Genomic DNA, 16,933 nt, shown 5'->3' on the forward strand with positions numbered 1-16,933 from the left:
ATGACGCGGTGGCCGCGGAGCGGGCGGGGGTGGGGGCGGTGCTGTACACCGGGGGGTCGCACGGGAGGGCGAGTTTGGAGGGGGTGGGGGTGCCGGTGGTTGATTCTCTGGGGGAGGCGGTTGTGGTGGCGGAGCGGGTGGGGGGCTGAGGGTAGGTTTTTTCGCCCCCGCCGCCCCTACCCTTCCCGTCCCTTCAAGGGGCTCCGCCCCTTGGACCCCGGGGGTGCGTGGTCGGGTGCGGGTGGGTGGGGGCTGGTCGCGCAGTTCCCCGCGCCCCTTCCGGGGCACGGTGGCCTGTCGCGCCTGTCGCGCCCGCCGCGGCGGAGCCGCGCATTGGACAGCGCCCCGCGCCCCTTTCGGCGCACGGTGGCCTGTCGCGCCCGTCGCGGCGGAGCCGCGCAAAGGACGCGTTCCCGCGTCCCCAGCGGGGGAGCGCCTGCCCCCGTCCCCGATACGTGAAGAAACCGTTTCTCTCTCTGTGCGAAACGTCAAAGTTCGGGGGCTGGTTTTGTACACATACGGCTCATGACGGGGGGCCGGGGCGGGGGGATAGCCTTGTGGGCGTGATCAGCGCGATAGTTCGCGGGGGCGTCGTCGCCCCTGCCCTGCGCCCGGTGAGCACGGCCGCGAGCCGTGTCCGGGCGGCGGCCGCTGATCCGCCGGGGCCGCGTCAGGCGGCTCCGGGGCGGGGCCCGGTCGAGAGGGCGCCGCAGGCGCCCGCCGGGGCAACCGGGGGCGCGGTACGCGCGCCGAGAGCAGCGTCACACTGCCCCGGAGTGCCGACATTGGCCGATAACCCCTCGCCCGTCCCACCGTGCGGCATAGCGTCGAAGCAGACCGGACATTCCGCGTCGTGGCGTTGTGGCGGTTACGGCGGAGCAGAGACCGTACTTCCTTCTACGTCACGCAATGGCGCGCGACAGGAGCCAGAGGACAATGCAGACCAAGCTGGACGAAGCCAAGGCCGAGTTGCTCGAAAGGGCGGCTCGCGTAGCTGAGAACAGCCCGGTCGGGGGGCACCTACCGACCGGGCCGACGGGCGACTCCCCGGACGGCCCGTCGAGCCCGGGCACCCCGGCGACGACCTCGAAGAAGACCGCTGCCAAGCCAAGCGTCGGCAAGACACCTGCTGCCAGGACGACCACCGGCAAGAAGACCGCCGCCAGGAAGACCGCCTCGCGCGGACGGGCGACCGCCGAGGCTCCCACGGCGCCCGGCGCCCCGGACACCTCCGACAGCGAGTCCGTGCTGTCGTTCCTGAAGCGCTACTACCTGCACACCGCCCCCGAGGACCTCGCCGACCGCGACCCGGTCGACGTGTTCGGCGCCGCCGTCTCGCACTACCGGCTGGCCGAGACGCGCCCCCAGGGCACCGCCAACGTGCGGGTGCACACGCCCACCGTCGAGGAGAACGGCTGGACGTGCAGCCACTCCGTCGTCGAGGTGGTCACGGACGACATGCCCTTCCTCGTCGACTCCGTCACCAACGACCTCTCCCGCCAGGGCCGCGGCATCCACGTCGTCGTCCACCCGCAGTTCGTCGTGCGGCGCGACGTCACCGGCAAGCTGCTCGAGGTGCTGTCCACCCCGCCCCAGGGCGAGCTGCCGCAGGACGCGGCGGTCGAGTCGTGGATCCACGTCGAGATCGACCGCGAGACCGACCGCGCCGACCTCAAGCAGATCACCGCCGACCTGCTGCGCGTCCTGTCCGACGTCCGCGAGGCCGTCGAGGACTGGGAGAAGATGCGGGACACCGCCTCCCGCATCGCCGACGAGCTGCCCGGCGAGCCGGTCCCCGGCGACCTGCCGGGGCAGCAGGTCGAGGAGGCCCGCGAGCTGCTGCACTGGCTCGCCGACGACCACTTCACCTTCCTCGGCTACCGGGAGTACGAGCTGCGCGGCGACGACGCGCTGAGCGCCGTTCCCGGCACCGGGCTCGGCATACTGCGCGCGGACCCGCACCACTCCGACGACGACGGCCACCCGGTCAGCCCCTCCTTCGAACGCCTGCCCGCCGACGCCCGCGCCAAGGCCCGTGAGCACAAGCTGCTCGTCCTCACCAAGGCCAACAGCCGCGCCACCGTGCACCGGCCTTCCTACCTGGACTACGTCGGCGTCAAGAAGTTCGACGCCGAGGGCAACGTCACCGGCGAGCGCCGCTTCCTCGGTCTGTTCTCCTCCGCCGCCTACACCGAGTCGGTGCGCCGGGTGCCCGTCATCCGCCGCAAGGTCGAGGAGGTCCTCCAGGGCGCCGGGTTCTCGCCCAACAGCCACGACGGGCGCGACCTGACGCAGATCCTGGAGACCTACCCGCGCGACGAGCTGTTCCAGACCCCGGCCGACGAGCTGCGGTCCATCGCCACCTCGGTGCTCTACCTCCAGGAACGCCGCCGGCTCCGGCTCTACCTGCGACAGGACGAGTACGGGCGCTACTACTCCGCGCTCGTCTACCTCCCGCGCGACCGCTACACCACCGGCGTCCGGCTGCGGATCATCGACATCCTCAAGGAGGAGCTCGGCGGCACCAGCGTCGACTTCACCGCCTGGAACACCGAGTCGATCCTCTCCCGGCTGCACTTCGTGGTCCGCGTCCCGCAGGGCACCGAGCTGCCCGAGCTGTCCGACGCCGACAAGGACCGCATCGAGTCCCGTCTCGCCGAGGCCGGCCGCTCCTGGGCCGACGGCTTCTCCGAGGCGCTCGACGCCGAGCTCGGCGAGGAGCGCGCCGCCGCCCTGCTGCGCCGCTACGCCAGCGCCTTCCCCGAGGGCTACAAGGCCGACCACAGCCCCCGGGCCGCCGTCGCCGACCTCATCCACCTCGAACAGCTGGACGACGACGAGAAGGACTTCGCGCTCAGCCTCTACGAGCCGGTGGGCGCCGGCGCCGCCGAGCGCCGCTTCAAGATCTACCGCCGGGGCGGCTCGGTCTCCCTCTCCCGGGTGCTGCCGGTGCTGAGCCTGCTCGGCGTCGAGGTCACCGACGAACGCCCGTACGAGCTGCGCTGCGCCGACCGCACCACCGCCTGGATCTACGACTTCGGGCTGCGGATGCCCGCCCAGAGCGGCGGCGAACACCTGGGCGACGACGCCCGCGAGCGGTTCCAGGACGCCTTCGCCGCGACCTGGACCGGCCGTGCCGAGAACGACGGCTTCAACGCCCTCGTCCTCAGCGCCGGGCTGAGCTGGCGGCAGGCGATGGTGCTGCGCGCCTACGCCAAGTACCTGCGCCAGGCCGGGTCCACGTTCAGCCAGGACTACATGGAGACCACCCTCCGCAACAACGTCCACACCACCCGGCTGCTCGTCTCCCTGTTCGAGGCGCGGATGTCGCCCGAGCGCCAGCGCGCCGGGGTGGAGATCACCGACGCCCTCCTCGAAGAGCTCGACGCCGCGCTCGACAAGGTCGCCTCGCTCGACGAGGACCGCATCCTGCGCTCCTTCCTCACCGTCATCAAGGCGACGCTGCGCACCAACTTCTTCCAGCACGCCGAGGACGGCACGCCGCACGCGTACGTCTCCATGAAGTTCGACCCGCAAGCCATCCCCGACCTCCCCGCGCCCCGCCCGGCGTACGAGATCTGGGTGTACTCGCCGCGCGTCGAGGGCGTCCACCTGCGCTTCGGCAAGGTCGCGCGCGGCGGACTGCGCTGGTCCGACCGGCGCGAGGACTTCCGCACGGAGATCCTCGGCCTGGTCAAGGCGCAGATGGTCAAGAACACGGTGATCGTGCCGGTCGGCGCCAAGGGCGGCTTCGTCGCCAAGCAGCTGCCCGACCCGTCCGTCGACCGCGACGCCTGGCTGGCGGAGGGCATCGCCAGCTACAAGACGTTCATCTCGGCGCTGCTCGACATCACCGACAACATGGTGGCCGGCGAGGTCGTCCACCCGGCGGACGTCGTCCGGCACGACGAGGACGACACCTACCTCGTCGTCGCCGCCGACAAGGGCACCGCGACCTTCTCCGACATCGCCAACGAGGTCGCCGAGGCGTACAACTTCTGGCTCGGCGACGCCTTCGCCTCCGGTGGCTCGGCCGGCTACGACCACAAGGGCATGGGCATCACCGCCCGTGGCGCCTGGGAGTCCGTCAAGCGGCACTTCCGGGAGCTGGGCGTGGACACCCAGACCGAGGACTTCACCGTCGTCGGCGTCGGCGACATGTCCGGTGACGTGTTCGGCAACGGCATGCTGCTCAGCGAGCACATCCGCCTGGTCGCCGCCTTCGACCACCGGCACATCTTCATCGACCCGAACCCGGACGCGGCCACCTCGTACGCCGAGCGCCGCCGCATGTTCGAGCTGCCCCGCTCCTCCTGGGCCGACTACAACACCGACCTGCTGTCGGCCGGCGGCGGGATCTTCCCGCGCAGCGCCAAGTCGATCCCGGTCAACGCCCAGATCCGCGAGGCCCTCGGCATCGAGGGCAAGGTCACCAAGATGACCCCCGGCGACCTGATGAAGGCGATCCTCCAGGCCCCCGTCGACCTGCTGTGGAACGGCGGCATCGGCACCTACGTCAAGGCCTCCACCGAGTCGCACGCCGACGTCGGCGACAAGGCCAACGACGCCATCCGCGTCGACGGCGGCGACCTGCGCGTCCAGGTCGTCGGCGAGGGCGGCAACCTGGGCTGCACCCAGCTCGGCCGGATCGAGTTCGCCATGCGGGGCGGCCGGATCAACACCGACGCCATCGACAACAGCGCCGGCGTGGACACCTCCGACCACGAGGTGAACATCAAGATCCTGCTCAACGGCCTGGTCCGCGAGGGCGACCTCACCGTCAAGCAGCGCAACAAGGTCCTCGCCGGAATGACCGACGAGGTCGGCCACCTGGTGCTGCGCAACAACTACGCGCAGAACCTGGCCATCGCCAACGCGCTCGCCCAGTCCAAGGACATGCTCAACGCCCAGCAGCGGTTCATCCGCCACCTGGTGCGCGCCGGCCACCTCGACCGGGCCCTGGAGTTCCTGCCCACCGACCGCCAGATCCGCGAGCGCCTCAGCTCCGGCAACGGGCTGACCGGCCCCGAGACGGCCGTCCTGCTGGCGTACACGAAGATCACGGTGGCCGAGGAGCTGCTGGCCACCACGCTGCCGGACGACCCCTACCTCAGCGGTCTGCTGCACGCGTACTTCCCGACCGCCCTGCGCGAGAAGTTCGCCGAGGCGATCGAGAGCCACCCGCTGCGCCGCGAGATCACCACGACGGTGCTGGTCAATGACACCGTCAACACCGGCGGTACGACGTACCTCCACCGGCTGCGGGAGGAGACCGGCGCCTCGCTCGAGGAGATCGTGCGGGCGCAGACCGCCGCGCGCGCCATCTTCCGCTCCGCACCGGTGTGGGACGCGGTCGAGGAACTCGACAACAAGGTCGAGGCCGACGTCCAGACCCGGATCCGGCTGCACTCCCGGCGTCTGGTCGAGCGCGGCACGCGCTGGCTGCTCAACAACCGGCCGCAGCCGCTCCAGCTCGGCGAGACCATCGAGTTCTTCCAGGAGCGGGTCGAGCAGGTCTGGTCCCAGCTGCCCAAGCTGCTGTGCGGCGCGGACGCGGAGTGGTACCAGAAGATCTACGACGAGCTGTCGGGCGCCGGTGTCCCGGACGAACTCGCCACGCGGGTGGCCGGGTTCTCCTCCGCCTTCCCGACGCTCGACATCGTGTCCGTCGCCGACCGCACCGGCAAGGACCCGATGGCCGTCGCCGAGGTGTACTACGACCTCGCCGACCGGCTGAACATCACCCGGCTGATGGACCGCATCATCGAACTGCCGCGGGCGGACCGCTGGCAGTCGATGGCCCGCGCGGCGATCCGCGAGGACCTCTACGCGGCCCACGCGGCGCTCACCTCGGACGTCCTGACCGTCGGCAACGGCACCTCCACGCCGGAGCAGCGGTTCGAGACGTGGCAGGAGAAGAACGCGGCGCTGCTCGGCCGGGCCCGCACCACGCTGGAGGAGATCCAGAGCTCGGACTCCTTCGACCTGGCGAATCTGTCGGTGGCCATGCGGACGATGCGGACGCTGCTGCGCTCGCACAGCTGACGGTTGCCGGCCGACGGCTCGGCGGTTCGGGGCGCCCTCTCTCGGGAGGGCGCCCCTGCGCGTTTGCCGGCGGTTCTTGGGGATCTTCCGTGGGATATCTACTCTTTCTTGCTCAAAGGGGTATCGGTATCTCCCTTCGTTCTTCCCTGGAGGTTTCGGGCCGTGACTGTCAGCGTCTCCGAGGGGAGAGTCCGTGGTGCGGTGGCGGCGCGTCCGTCCTGGGGGGTGGGGGTGCTGCGGGCGGCGGTCGCGGTGGTCGTGCTGCTCATGGTGCTCGTGATCCTGCGGTTGCCGTGGATCGGGGACCTCGGGATGCATGCGGCGACCGTGGAGCGGTTGCGGCGCGATCTGGTGCGTCCCGGCGATCCGCTCGTGCGGGCGGACGCGCCCAGCCCGTACTACTCGCCCTGGACGGTGCTGCTCGGGGGGCTGGCGCGGGTGTCCGGGTTGTCCGTGTGGAACGTGTTGCGGGTGGGGGCGGTGGGAGCGCTCCTCGTGCTGGTGTCCGGGGTGTGGCGCTCTGCGCGGACGTGGGGCGGGTCTCGGGCGGCGGGGCCGTTGGCCGTGCTGTGCGTGGTGTTGCTGTGGGGGGTGCGGGACTTCGCGTGGAGCGGGTTCGTGGGGCTGGACTCGCTGGCGTTGACGGTGGCGTATCCGAGCACGCTCGCGTTGGGGTTGTCGTTCCATCTGTGGGCTTCGCTGACGCGGGCGGTGCGGGTGCGGGCGGGGTGGGGGGTGTTTCTGGCGCTGGGGGTGCTGTGGGCGGTGATTCTGCTGGTGCACCAGTTCACGGGGGTGGTGGCGTCGTTGGGTGCGGTGGGGGCGGTTGTCTCGGGGGTCTTCGCCCCCGCCGCCCCTGCCCTTCCCTTCCCTTCAAGGGGCTCCGCCCCTTGGACCCCGGGGGTGCGTGGTCGGCCGACGGCCGGTGGGGGCTGGTCGCGCAGTTCCCCGCACCCCTTCGCCGGGGCGCGGTTGCTCGGTGGAGTCGTGTTGGGGCTCGTGCTGTTGTGGGCGTGGCCCTATTACGACTTCTTCTCGCTCGTGCGGGTGGGGGGCGGGCTGGAGGCCGTTCATCGGCCGTTGTACGACGACCTGTTGGCGCGGTACGGGCTCGTCCTCCTCGGCGTTCTCGCCCTTGCCGTGCGGGCCCGGCGGGTGCGGTGCGACGCGTTGGTCGTGTTCTTCGTTCTCGGCGTTGTCGTGTTCGCCCTCGGTGGGGTGAGCGGGCACTGGTCCTGGGGGCGGGTGTTGCCCGCGGTGCTGATTCCGGCGCAGCTTGCCGTCGCGCTGGAGGCGTGTACGGCGTGGGACGTGTTGCAGGGATGGTGGCGGGCGGGGCTCGCCGTGGTGGTGGGGGGCGCGCTCGCCGTGGGGGCGTGGGCGCAGGTGGGGGTCGTGGGGTACGTCGTGCCGCGCCGGGTGCTGCCGGAGGCGGTCGCCGAGCGGAGCGCGCCGCCGTGGCACGGGTACGGGTGGATCACGCCCCGGGTGCGGTACGGGGACGTGGTGCTGGCGCGGAAGGGGCCGGCCCGGCGCATTCCGGCCTACGGGGCGTACACCGTCGCACCGGGCTACCCGGACGTCTTCCTGGCGGACGAGGCGCAGCGGCTCGACGCGGTGCGCCGGTACTACGCGGCGGGCACCGCCTCTGCCGTACGGCGTGCGGTCGTACGGCGGTACGGGGTGCGGTGGGTCGTGTGGGGGAAGGGCGACGGTGCCCCGCCGGACGGGCTGCGGCGGGTGGCCTCGGGGCCGGGCGGGGCGGAGCTGTACGAGGTCGTCAGTGCGCGGGCCGGCGCGGGAGCCGTGCCAGGAAGTCCGTGAGCGCCGTCGCGACGGCGGCTGGGGCCTCCAGCGGGAGCAGGTGCCCGGGTCCGGGGAGCGTGACCAGGGTCGCGTGCGGGATGTGCGGCAGGAGGTGCTCGCGCAGCACCTCCGGCGGTTCGACGGCGTCGTGCTCCGCCGCCAGTACGGTCACCGGGACCTCGATGCCGCGCACCTCGCGCGTGATGTCCTGCGCGATGCCGTGCAGCGGCCACTCCCGCCGGGCCGCCTCCCCGGCGGCGAGGCTGTCGCGCACGGCGGTGGCGCGCACGTCGGCCGGGAGCGGCGTGGCGGTCAGGACGTGGTCGAGGGCGTGTTCCACCGTCTCCGGTGTGTCGTACACGTGGGCGAGGCCCTGCCGGTACTCCTCCGTCACCGCCGCGGGCGGCCGGGGCGGGGCGGGGGCGACGAGTACGAGGCCGGCCGGCCCGGCGGGCCGGCGGGCCGCGAGGAGCTGGCTCGCCTTGCCGCCCATCGAGTGGCCGACGAGCACATAGGGCCCCGGCACGCACGCCTCGACCACGCGGGCCAGGTCGTCCGCGAGCTGTTCGAGGCCGTACGGACCGGGCAGCGCGCGGGAGGTGCCCCAGCCGCGCTGGTCGAAGCGGACGGTCGCCCGGCCGGGCGGGAGCCGGTGGAGGACGCCGGTCCAGGTGTCGGCGGAGCCGCCCCAGTAGTGGGCGAACACCAGCGCGGGTCCGGTGCCCGCGCCGACGCGTACCTCCAGGGTGCCGCCGGGGACGGGCACGGTCGTCGTCGTTTCGGTGGTGGGGGCTGGGCTTGTGGTTTCCGTCATTTCTCTGTCTCTTCCCTGGTTCTGGGTGCACGTCCGACCGTAGGAGTGGCGTCGTAGGCTCGGTGGCGGAAAGGGGCGCGGTGGTTGTGGAAAACGGACACAGTGGGGTGCGGCAGCTTCGGTATCTGCCCGCGGTGGGGGCGCCGTACGGTGTCGAGGTGCTGGACTTCGCGGCGCTGCGGGCCATGGATCCGCAGCGTCGCCGGGTGCTTCCGCAGCGGCCCGACTTCCATGTCCTCGCCCTGGTCGGCTCGGGGGAGGGCGGCCACGAGGCGGACTTCCGCGGCTACCGGCTGGGGACGGGCAGCGTCGTGTGGATCCGGCCGGGGATGGTGCACCGGTGGAGCGACGTCGACACGTGCGAGGGTCCGCTGGTGCTGTTCCGGCCCGCCTTCCTGGCCGGCTTCACCGCCGCCGAGGCCGCCGTTCCGGCGGGCTGGGAGCTGGATCCGCCGCGCCTGGAGCTCGCCCTGCTCGCGGCCGGGCATCTGCGCCGGGAGCACGAGGCGGTGGTGACGGCGCCGGCACTGGCGTCCGAGGGGCTGTTGCCCCATCTGCTGGCGGCCCTGTTGCTACGGGTGCTGCCGGCCGGGGCCGGCGTGGCGGGGGCGGAGCCGTCCGGTGGGCGGCACGCGGAGGTCTTCCGTGCGTACCGGGCCGCCGTCGAGGAGCACTTCGCCGAGTGGCACCAGGTGGGTGCCTACGCGCGGGTGCTCGGGTACGACGTGCGGACGTTGACGCGGGCCGTGCGGGCGGTGACGGGGGAGGGCGCGAAGGCGTTCCTCGACCAGCGGGTGGTGCTGGAGGCGAAGCGGGTCCTCGCGCATACGGACGTGCCGGTCGCGGGCTGTGCCCGGCGGCTCGGGTTCGGGGACGTGGGGAACTTCACGGTGTTCTTCCGGAGGCTGGTCGGGGTTCCTCCGGGGGAGTGGCGGGGCGCCCGGTAGCTCGGGGAGCCTGAGGTTCGGCGGAGCGGGTACGTCGGGCCTGTCGCGGAGCCGCAGACCAGAAAGCTCCCCCTCACAGCGCCCGCAGTGCCCCCGCCGTCGCCCTCGCCAGGCTCGCCAGATAGCCCTTCGGGAGCTTCGGTTCGCGGGCCACCACCGTGCGCCAGTACAGGGGGCCCGAGATGAGGTCGAGGGCCAGGCTCTCGTCGGCGGTGTCGCGGATCTCGCCGCGGGCCGTCGCCGCCGCGACGATGCCGCGGGTCACCGACTGCTGGCCCTCGCGCAGGGTCTTCTGCAACGCCTCCGCGATCTCCGGGTTGCGGGCCGCCTCCGCCTGGAGGTCGGGCAGGATCTGGCCGGCCACCGGGTGGCGCAGGGCGCGCGAGGTCACCTCGTACAGCAGCCGCAGATCGGTCTCCAGCGAGCCGGTGTCCGGGGTGGGCAGCCCCTGCACCGCCAGCGCCGAGACCAGGTCGAGCACGAGATGCAGCTTGGAGCGCCAGCGCCGGTACACCGCGGTCTTGCCGACGCCCGCCCGCCGGGCGATGCCCTCGATGGACATGCGCGCGTAGCCGACGGCCGCCAGCTCCTCGAAGACGGCCGCGCGGATCGCCTCCGTGACCTCGGGCCGGAGCACGGCCGCCCCGGCCGGGGCCCGTCGCCGCCGGGTCGCGCCGCCGGAGTTGCCGGAGCTGCCGGAGGCGCCGGAGCTGCCGGAGGCGCCGGAGGGGCGGGCCGGCCGCGCGGTCGTGGACGTCTCAGGCCTGGCCCGGCCGGCCGCGCCGTCCCGCGCGGTCCCGCCCTGGCGCTCCCTGTCCGCGTCGGCTCTGCTCGTCATGCGGCCCAAGCATAGGGCGAGCGTTACGACGAAACGGTTGCGTTGCGACGTGGGTTCGGCCTACGCTCGCGTTGCGACGATACGGACCCGTCCCGACGTAACGACGGCCAGGCAAGCGGCCGGCGCACGCCGACGGGCCCGCCCTCCTCCGAAAGCAGCGGACGTGAGCCAGGTCCTGCAACCCCCGCCCCCGACGGCCGCCGGCTCCCCGGCGCCGGCCGCCGCGCCCCCCGCCGAGACCCCCGCGCAGCTCGCCGCCCGGTACGGGCTGTCGGTCAGCGGTGCCCGCCCCTCCCTGCCCGAGTACGGCCGTCAGCTCTGGGCCCGCCGGCACTTCATCCGCGCCTTCGCCACCGCCAAGCTGACCGCCCAGTACAGCCAGGCGAAGCTCGGCCAGCTCTGGCAGGTGGCCAACCCGCTGCTCAACGCCGCGGTCTACTTCCTGATCTTCGGCATCCTGCTCGGCACCAAGAGGGGCGTCCCGGACTACGTCCCGTTCCTGGTCACGGGCGTGTTCGTGTGGACGTTCACACAGAGCTCGATCATGTCCGGCACCCGCGCGATCTCCGGCAACCTCGGCCTCGTGCGGGCGCTGCACTTCCCGCGCGCCGCGCTGCCCGTGTCCTTCGCGCTCCAGCAGCTCCAGCAGCTGCTGTTCTCGATGTGCGCGCTGGTGGTGATCCTGCTCGCGTTCGGCGTGCCGGTCAGCGCCTCCTGGCTGCTCGTGCTGCCCGCGCTCACGCTCCAGTTCTGCTTCAACGCCGGTGTGGCCATGGTGATGGCCCGCTGGGGCGCCAAGACCCCGGACATCGCCCAGTTGATGCCGTTCGTGCTGCGGACGTGGATGTACGTGTCCGGCGTGATGTGGAGCATCGACCACGTCATGCGCGACCGGGACCTGCCGCACGCCGTGCTGCTCGCCTTGCAGTGCAACCCGGCCGCCGTCTACATCGACCTCATGCGCTTCGCGCTCATCGACAGCTTCCACGCGAGCCAGCTCCCGCCGCACGTGTGGGCCGTCGCGACCGGCTGGGCGCTGCTCGCCGGGGTCGGCGGGTTCATCTACTTCTGGAAGGCCGAGGAGACGTACGGCCGTGGCTGACACCGATCTCAGGACGAGCGACCGCATGACGACCGACCTCATCAGGGCCACCGGCCTCCAGACCACCGGCCTCCAGACCGCCGGCCTCACGAATGCCGCGCCCCCGGCTCCCGGAACCCCCGCCCCCACCGTCATCTGCGACGCCGTCGACATCGTCTACCGCGTCAACGGCACCGGCGCCGGCCGGGGCACCGCCACCGCCGCGCTCAACCGGATGCTGCGCCGCGGGAAGGCCGAGAAGGCGGCCGGTGTGCGCAAGGTGCACGCCGTGCGGAACGTGTCCTTCACCGCCTACCGGGGCGAGGCCATCGGCCTGATCGGCACCAACGGCTCGGGCAAGTCCACGCTGCTCAAGGCCGTCGCCGGACTGCTCCCCGTGGAGAACGGCCGTATCTACACCGACGGCCAGCCCTCCCTCCTCGGCGTCAACGCGGCCCTGATGAAGGACCTCACCGGCGAGCGCAACGTCTACCTCGGCGGGCTCGCCATGGGCATGTCCCGCGAGCAGGTCAAGGAGCGCTACCAGGGGATCGTCGACTTCTCCGGCATCAACGAGAAGGGCGACTTCATCACGCTCCCCATGCGCACGTACTCCTCCGGCATGGCCGCCCGGCTGCGGTTCTCCATCGCCGCCGCCAAGGACCACGACGTCCTCCTCGTCGACGAGGCCCTGGCCACCGGCGACCGCTCCTTCCAGAGGCGCTCCGAGCAGCGCATCCGCGAGCTGCGCGCGCACGCCGGCACCGTCTTCCTGGTCAGCCACAGCAACAAGTCGATCCGCGACACCTGCGACCGCGTGCTGTGGCTGGAGCGCGGGGAACTGCGCATGGACGGGCCGACGGACGAGGTCCTGGCGGCGTACGAGGAGTTCACCGGCGGCCCCGACAAGGCCCGGAAGACGCCCCGCTAGGCACCCCGCTGGGCACCCCCGCGCGCCGGCCCGGCCCGCCCCCCCGTTTCCCTCCTGAGGCGCAACCGCATCCACCCCTTTTGCCCCTTTGGTGCAACGATGGCCTGGTGTCGTCCCCGTCGGCGTTCACCAGGGGCGCCGGGGCGCGAGGGAGCGAGGGAGGCCGCGTGCAACCAGGTCTGAGCGTCGTCGTGTACGGCCCCGACGTCCAGGGGCACCTCGCCGAGCTGCTCGACTCGCTCGCCGCCCAGCCGTTCACCGGCGAAAGTCGCGGCGGCGAAAGCCCCGGCGGCGAAAGCCCCGGCGGCGAAAGCCCCGGCGGCGAAAGCCCCGGCGGCGAAAGCACCCGGGGCAGGAGCGGCACCGTCGAGATCGTCGTCGCCGCCGTCGGCGACCGCGCCCGGCGGGAGGCCGAGCGGGCGGCGCCGCGCGACGGCCGGGTGCGCGTGGTGCCGCTGCCCGGTGGCACGGACGACACCGCCGCCCGCGCGGCCGGCGCCGACCGCGCCACCGGGGCCTGGCTGCACTTCGTCCGCGCCAAGGACGGCCTGCCCCCGGGCGCGCTGCGCACCCTCGCCGACCGCACCGCGGAACTCCCGCCCGACGTGCAGGTCCTCACCGTCGACCACACCCGCTCCACCTGGGACACCGCCGCCGCCCGCAGCGGCGACGGCTGGATCTTCGCCCGCACCGGCCGCCGCACCCCGGCCCTCGCCGACTTCCCCAACCTGCTCCGGCTCACCCCGCTGCTCGGCGCCCGCGTGGTCCGCGCGGAGTTCTGGCGGGCGCACGAGGCGCTGCCCGCCACCCGGGAGGCGGCGGACGACGAGGCATACCTCGCCTACAGCCTGCTGCTGCACGCCGACCGGATCGCCTGTCTGCACCAGCCCGTCTACGAGGACCGTGTGCTGCGCCCCGAGAGCCTGCCGCCGCCCACGCCCGAGGAGCGGTACGCGCTGATCGGGCGGTACGAGCGGCTCCAGCGGCTGATGGCCGAGCGGGAGGTCCCCGGGCGGCCCCGCGCGGTGCTCTACGACGTGATGGTCCGCGACTTCCTGCGCACCTTCGCCCGCAGCGGCATGCCCGAGCCGGTGGCGCGCGAGTTCTTCGCGCGCGCCTCCCGCGCCGCCGTACGCCTGCGGCCCGAGGGGTACCGCCGCCCCGGCGGCTTCGAGGGCATCCGCCGCTCCCTGCTGGAGGAGAACGCCTATGCGAAGTACCGCGCCCTCCAGGCCGCCAACCAACGCCGCCGCACGGTCAGGAAGGCGGTCGTCGCGGGCCGCCGCCTGGCCGTCGCCCGGCTCGACGACCACCGCTACCGCAGGGCGCTGAGCGGTCCCGTCGATCCGCACCTCGCGGTGTTCTCCGCGTACTGGGACCGCGGCGTCGCCTGCAACCCGGCCGCCATCGCCGGCCGGCTCGCCGCGCTCGCCCCGGACATCCACCAGGTGTGGGTGGTCTCGCGCGAGCGCGCCGCCCTGCTGCCGCCCGGCACGGACCACGTGGTGCCCGGCACCCGCCGCTACTGGGACGTCATGGCCCGGGCGAAGTACCTGGTCAACAACGTCAACTTCCCCGACGCGGTGGTCAAACGCCCGGACGCGGTGCACCTCCAGACCCACCACGGCACCCCGCTGAAGCGGATGGGCCTGGACCAGCTCGACTTCCCCGCCGCCGCCAAGGGGCTCGACTTCGAGGCGCTGCTGGCCCGCGTCGACAAATGGGACTACAGCGTCTCCGCCAACAGCCACTCCACCCGCATGTGGGAGCGCGCCTACCCCTCCCGCTGGACCCCGCTCGACCACGGCTATCCGCGCAACGACGTCTACTACCGGGCCACCGCCGCCGACATCCGCGCCGTCCGCGACCGGCTCGGCATCCCGCCCGGCCGCCGCGCCATCCTCTACGCCCCCACCCACCGCGACTACGAGGCCGGCTGGACCCCCCGTCTCGACCTGGCCGCCCTCGCGGACCGGCTCGGCGGGAACACCGTGCTCCTCGTGCGCGGCCACTACTTCTACGGCAACGCCGCCTCCCCGCTCGCCGGACTGCGCCGTACCGGCCGGGTGATCGACGTGTCCTCCTACGACCCGGTGGAGGAACTGGCGCTGGCCGCGGACGCGCTGGTCACGGACTACTCGTCGATCATGTTCGACTACGCCAACCTCGACCGGCCGCTCGTGATCCACGCCGACGACTGGGAGACCTACGCCTCCACCCGCGGCGTCTACTTCGACCTGATGGCCGAGGCCCCCGGCCCCGTCGCGCGGAGCCAGGAGGAGCTGACGGAGATCCTCGCAACCGACGCCTGGCGCGACGACGGCGCCCGCAAGGCGCTCACCGCCTTCCGCCACCGGTTCTGCGAGTACGACGACGGACAGGCCGCCGAGCGTGTCGTGCGCCGGGTCTTCCTGGGCGCCGCCGAAGAGACGCTGCCGCCGGTCGTCCCCGTCGACGAACGCACCCCCGCCCCCACCCCCGAGGAGGCGACCGCCCTGTGACCGCCCCGGACGCCGTACCCCTGACCGTCCCCGAGCTCACCAGCCCGGACGTCACGATCACCGTGATCGTCTACAACGACGCCGCACGGTTGCCGCGCGCGGTCGCCTCCGCGCTGCGCCAGACCCACGCCAACATCGAGGTGATCATCAGCGACGACCACTCCACCGACGACACCCCCGCCGTCGCCCGCGCGCTGGCCGCCCAGGACGCCCGGGTGCTGCATCTGCGGCTGCCGGAGAACAGCGGCGGGTGCAGCGCCCCGCGCAACCGCGCCCTGGAGGTGGCCCGCGCCCCGTATCTGATGTTCCTCGACAGCGACGACGAACTCCCCGACAACGCGGTGGAACTGCTGCTCGCCGCACACCGGGAGCGCGAGGTCGACTTCGTGATGGGCGCGGTGGAACGGGTCCGCGTGGACACCGGGCGCCGCTCGCGCTGGATGGCCCACCTCGTCGCCGAGCGCCGTACGGTCGACGGCATCGAGGCCGAACCCGGACTGCTGTTCGAGCACCTGTCGACCAGCAAGATGTACGCCCGCTCCTTCCTCGACCGGCACCAGCTGCGCTTTCCCGAGGGCATCCACTACGAGGACCAGCTCTTCTCCGCCCAGGCGTACTGCCTGGCCAAGTCGTTCACCGTGCTCCCCGAGCCGGTCTACCGCTGGTACATCGCCCCCTACGCCGTCGCCGACGCCGCCTCCATCTCCAACCAGCGGCACAAGCTGACCAACGTGCGCGACCGGGTGCACGTCCAGCGGCTGATCGACGCGTTCCTCGCCGAGAGCGGGCACGAGTCGCTGCGCGAGGACAAGGACTACAAGTTCCTCAAGCACGACTTCCGCATGTACGCGGGCGACCTGCCCTACCGGGACGAGGAGTGGCTGCGCGCCTTCGCCGCCGAGGTCACGCCGTACCTGGACACGCTCGCGCAGGGCGCGTTCGCCCGGCTGCCGCGCCCGGAGCGGGTGGTGCTCCAGCTCGTCCGCGACGGGCGGTACGCCGAGGCACGGTGGGCGGCGCGCGGCCTCGGCCACGCGGTGGCCCCCCGGGAGACCACCGCGGACGGCACCGGGCTCTACTGGGGCGCCGTCCCCCCGGCCTCGGACCAGGGCCGCCGCGAGCTGGACGTCACCGATCTGGAGCTGGACTCCCGGCCCTTCCCCGGCGCCCTGTTCCGGCACGAGATCCGCTCGGTCGCCCCCGGCCCCGGGCTCACCCTGGACCTGGCGGTGCGGACCTACGACCCCGGGCTGCGGCTGCCGGTGGGGCCGCAGAGGGCGAGCGTGGTCGTGTCGCCCGGGCGGCGCCGGCTGACCACCGGGTTCCGGCTGGACCCGGTGCGGCCGGGGGTGTTCGAGGGGCGGGTCCGCCTGGACCTGGCGGCGGCGCGGCTGCCGCCGCAGGGCTTCCGCGGGATCCGCCATCCGCTGCTGCGCCTGCACCACCAGGACCTGACGAACACGGGGGTGCTGCTGGCCCCGCTGTCCTTCCCGGTGCTGCGGGCGGTGGTGCACGGCACCGTCGTCCCGCACGAACTGACGGTCGAACCGGAGGGCAGGGGCGCGGGCCGGCTGCAACTGCGCTGGACTCCGGTGGGCCCGGCCGCCCGTCTGCTCCTCCCGCTGGCCCGCCGGCTGTCCTCGCCGCGGATCCGCCGGGCGACCCGGCTGCTGCGCAGCGCCCTGCGCTGACCAGGGGCCGGGTAGCTAAGGGCTGTCCCGCAATCCCTGGCGGGCGCGCGACGACAGCTACGGCGCCTCGCCGCGTTGTCGGAATGCCCGGATACATCCAGTATCTGGGCACCTCTCCGCCTTGCGATGCACCGCATCTGACGCCGCACGCTGATCCACCAGGGATTACGGGACAGCCCTTAGTAGTGCTTCGTTACGTTGGGTGATCTCGCCTGGTGTTGGGCATCTTCTCGGTATGAGGTTGGGGGAGGTGGAACGGCTCCGGGGTGAGTTGGCGGA

9 protein-coding genes and 1 pseudogene are annotated in these 16,933 nt (G+C 72.8%); 8 read left to right on the plus strand and 2 right to left on the minus strand.

Annotated features, from left to right (window positions below; genetic code table 11):
• The 3 genes and pseudogenes from IO29_RS39810 to IO29_RS30235 all read left to right on the plus strand — a co-directional run.
• Nucleotides 1–149 (plus strand): annotated as a pseudogene (locus IO29_RS39810) (HAD family hydrolase); the annotation flags it as partial.
• A 787-nt stretch (nt 150–936) separates the two neighbouring features.
• Nucleotides 937–6,045, plus strand: coding sequence for an NAD-glutamate dehydrogenase domain-containing protein (locus IO29_RS30230; RefSeq protein ID WP_030383221.1), 5,109 nt, complete (start codon nt 937–939; stop codon nt 6,043–6,045).
• Nucleotides 6,046–6,207: 162 nt separating this feature from the next.
• Nucleotides 6,208–7,869 (plus strand): hypothetical protein, encoded by a 1,662-nt coding sequence (locus tag IO29_RS30235; protein ID WP_030383220.1) that lies wholly within the window; start codon nt 6,208–6,210, stop codon nt 7,867–7,869.
• Here IO29_RS30235 and IO29_RS30240 read toward each other — a convergent pair.
• The gene (locus IO29_RS30240; protein ID WP_033226868.1) at nt 7,826–8,665 is read right to left on the minus strand and encodes an alpha/beta fold hydrolase; all 840 of its coding nucleotides are present in this window, start codon (nt 8,663–8,665) and stop codon (nt 7,826–7,828) included. The two genes, IO29_RS30235 and IO29_RS30240, sit on opposite strands and share 44 nt — an antisense overlap.
• Before the next feature lie 107 nt (nt 8,666–8,772).
• On the opposite strand from IO29_RS30240, the gene IO29_RS30245 reads away from it, so the two are divergent.
• Nucleotides 8,773–9,612 (plus strand): AraC family transcriptional regulator, encoded by an 840-nt coding sequence (locus tag IO29_RS30245; RefSeq protein WP_234307698.1) that lies wholly within the window; start codon nt 8,773–8,775, stop codon nt 9,610–9,612.
• Nucleotides 9,613–9,685: 73 nt separating this feature from the next.
• Here the strand turns inward: IO29_RS30245 and IO29_RS30250 are convergent, their stop codons facing one another.
• Complete coding sequence (locus IO29_RS30250; RefSeq protein WP_030383217.1) at nt 9,686–10,450, minus strand: TetR/AcrR family transcriptional regulator; 765 nt, start codon at nt 10,448–10,450, stop codon at nt 9,686–9,688.
• 163 nt (nt 10,451–10,613) lie between these two features.
• Here IO29_RS30250 and IO29_RS30255 point away from each other — a divergent pair, with 163 nt between their 5' ends.
• From IO29_RS30255 to IO29_RS30270, 4 genes are all read left to right on the plus strand, one after another.
• On the plus strand, nt 10,614–11,552 hold the full coding sequence (locus IO29_RS30255) for an ABC transporter permease (protein ID WP_030383216.1): 939 nt from the start codon (nt 10,614–10,616) through the stop codon (nt 11,550–11,552).
• Nucleotides 11,545–12,462: an ABC transporter ATP-binding protein gene (locus IO29_RS30260; RefSeq protein WP_030383215.1), complete on the plus strand. Its 918-nt coding sequence runs from the start codon at nt 11,545–11,547 to the stop codon at nt 12,460–12,462. The genes IO29_RS30255 and IO29_RS30260 overlap by 8 nt, the downstream gene beginning before the upstream one ends.
• Before the next feature lie 167 nt (nt 12,463–12,629).
• Nucleotides 12,630–14,963 carry a CDP-glycerol glycerophosphotransferase family protein gene (locus tag IO29_RS30265; protein WP_037818442.1) on the plus strand — a complete coding sequence of 778 codons (2,334 nt, stop codon included), beginning with the start codon at nt 12,630–12,632 and terminating at the stop codon, nt 14,961–14,963.
• Complete coding sequence (locus tag IO29_RS30270; protein WP_078618573.1) at nt 14,960–16,654, plus strand: glycosyltransferase family 2 protein; 1,695 nt, start codon at nt 14,960–14,962, stop codon at nt 16,652–16,654. Before IO29_RS30265 ends, IO29_RS30270 begins: the two co-directional genes overlap by 4 nt.
• Nucleotides 16,655–16,933: the final 279 nt, after the last annotated feature.

Source organism: Streptomyces sp. NRRL F-6676, assembly GCF_000725625.1.
Classification (GTDB): Bacteria; Actinomycetota; Actinomycetes; order Streptomycetales; family Streptomycetaceae; genus Streptomyces.

Coding starts and splice junctions, on each gene's coding strand:
- IO29_RS30230 (WP_030383221.1), top strand. CDS start 937: ATGCAGACCAAGCTGGACGAAGCCAAGGCCGAGTTGCTCGAAAGGGCG.
- IO29_RS30240 (WP_033226868.1), bottom strand. CDS start 8,665: ATGACGGAAACCACAAGCCCAGCCCCCACCACCGAAACGACGACGACC.
- IO29_RS30250 (WP_030383217.1), bottom strand. CDS start 10,450: ATGACGAGCAGAGCCGACGCGGACAGGGAGCGCCAGGGCGGGACCGCG.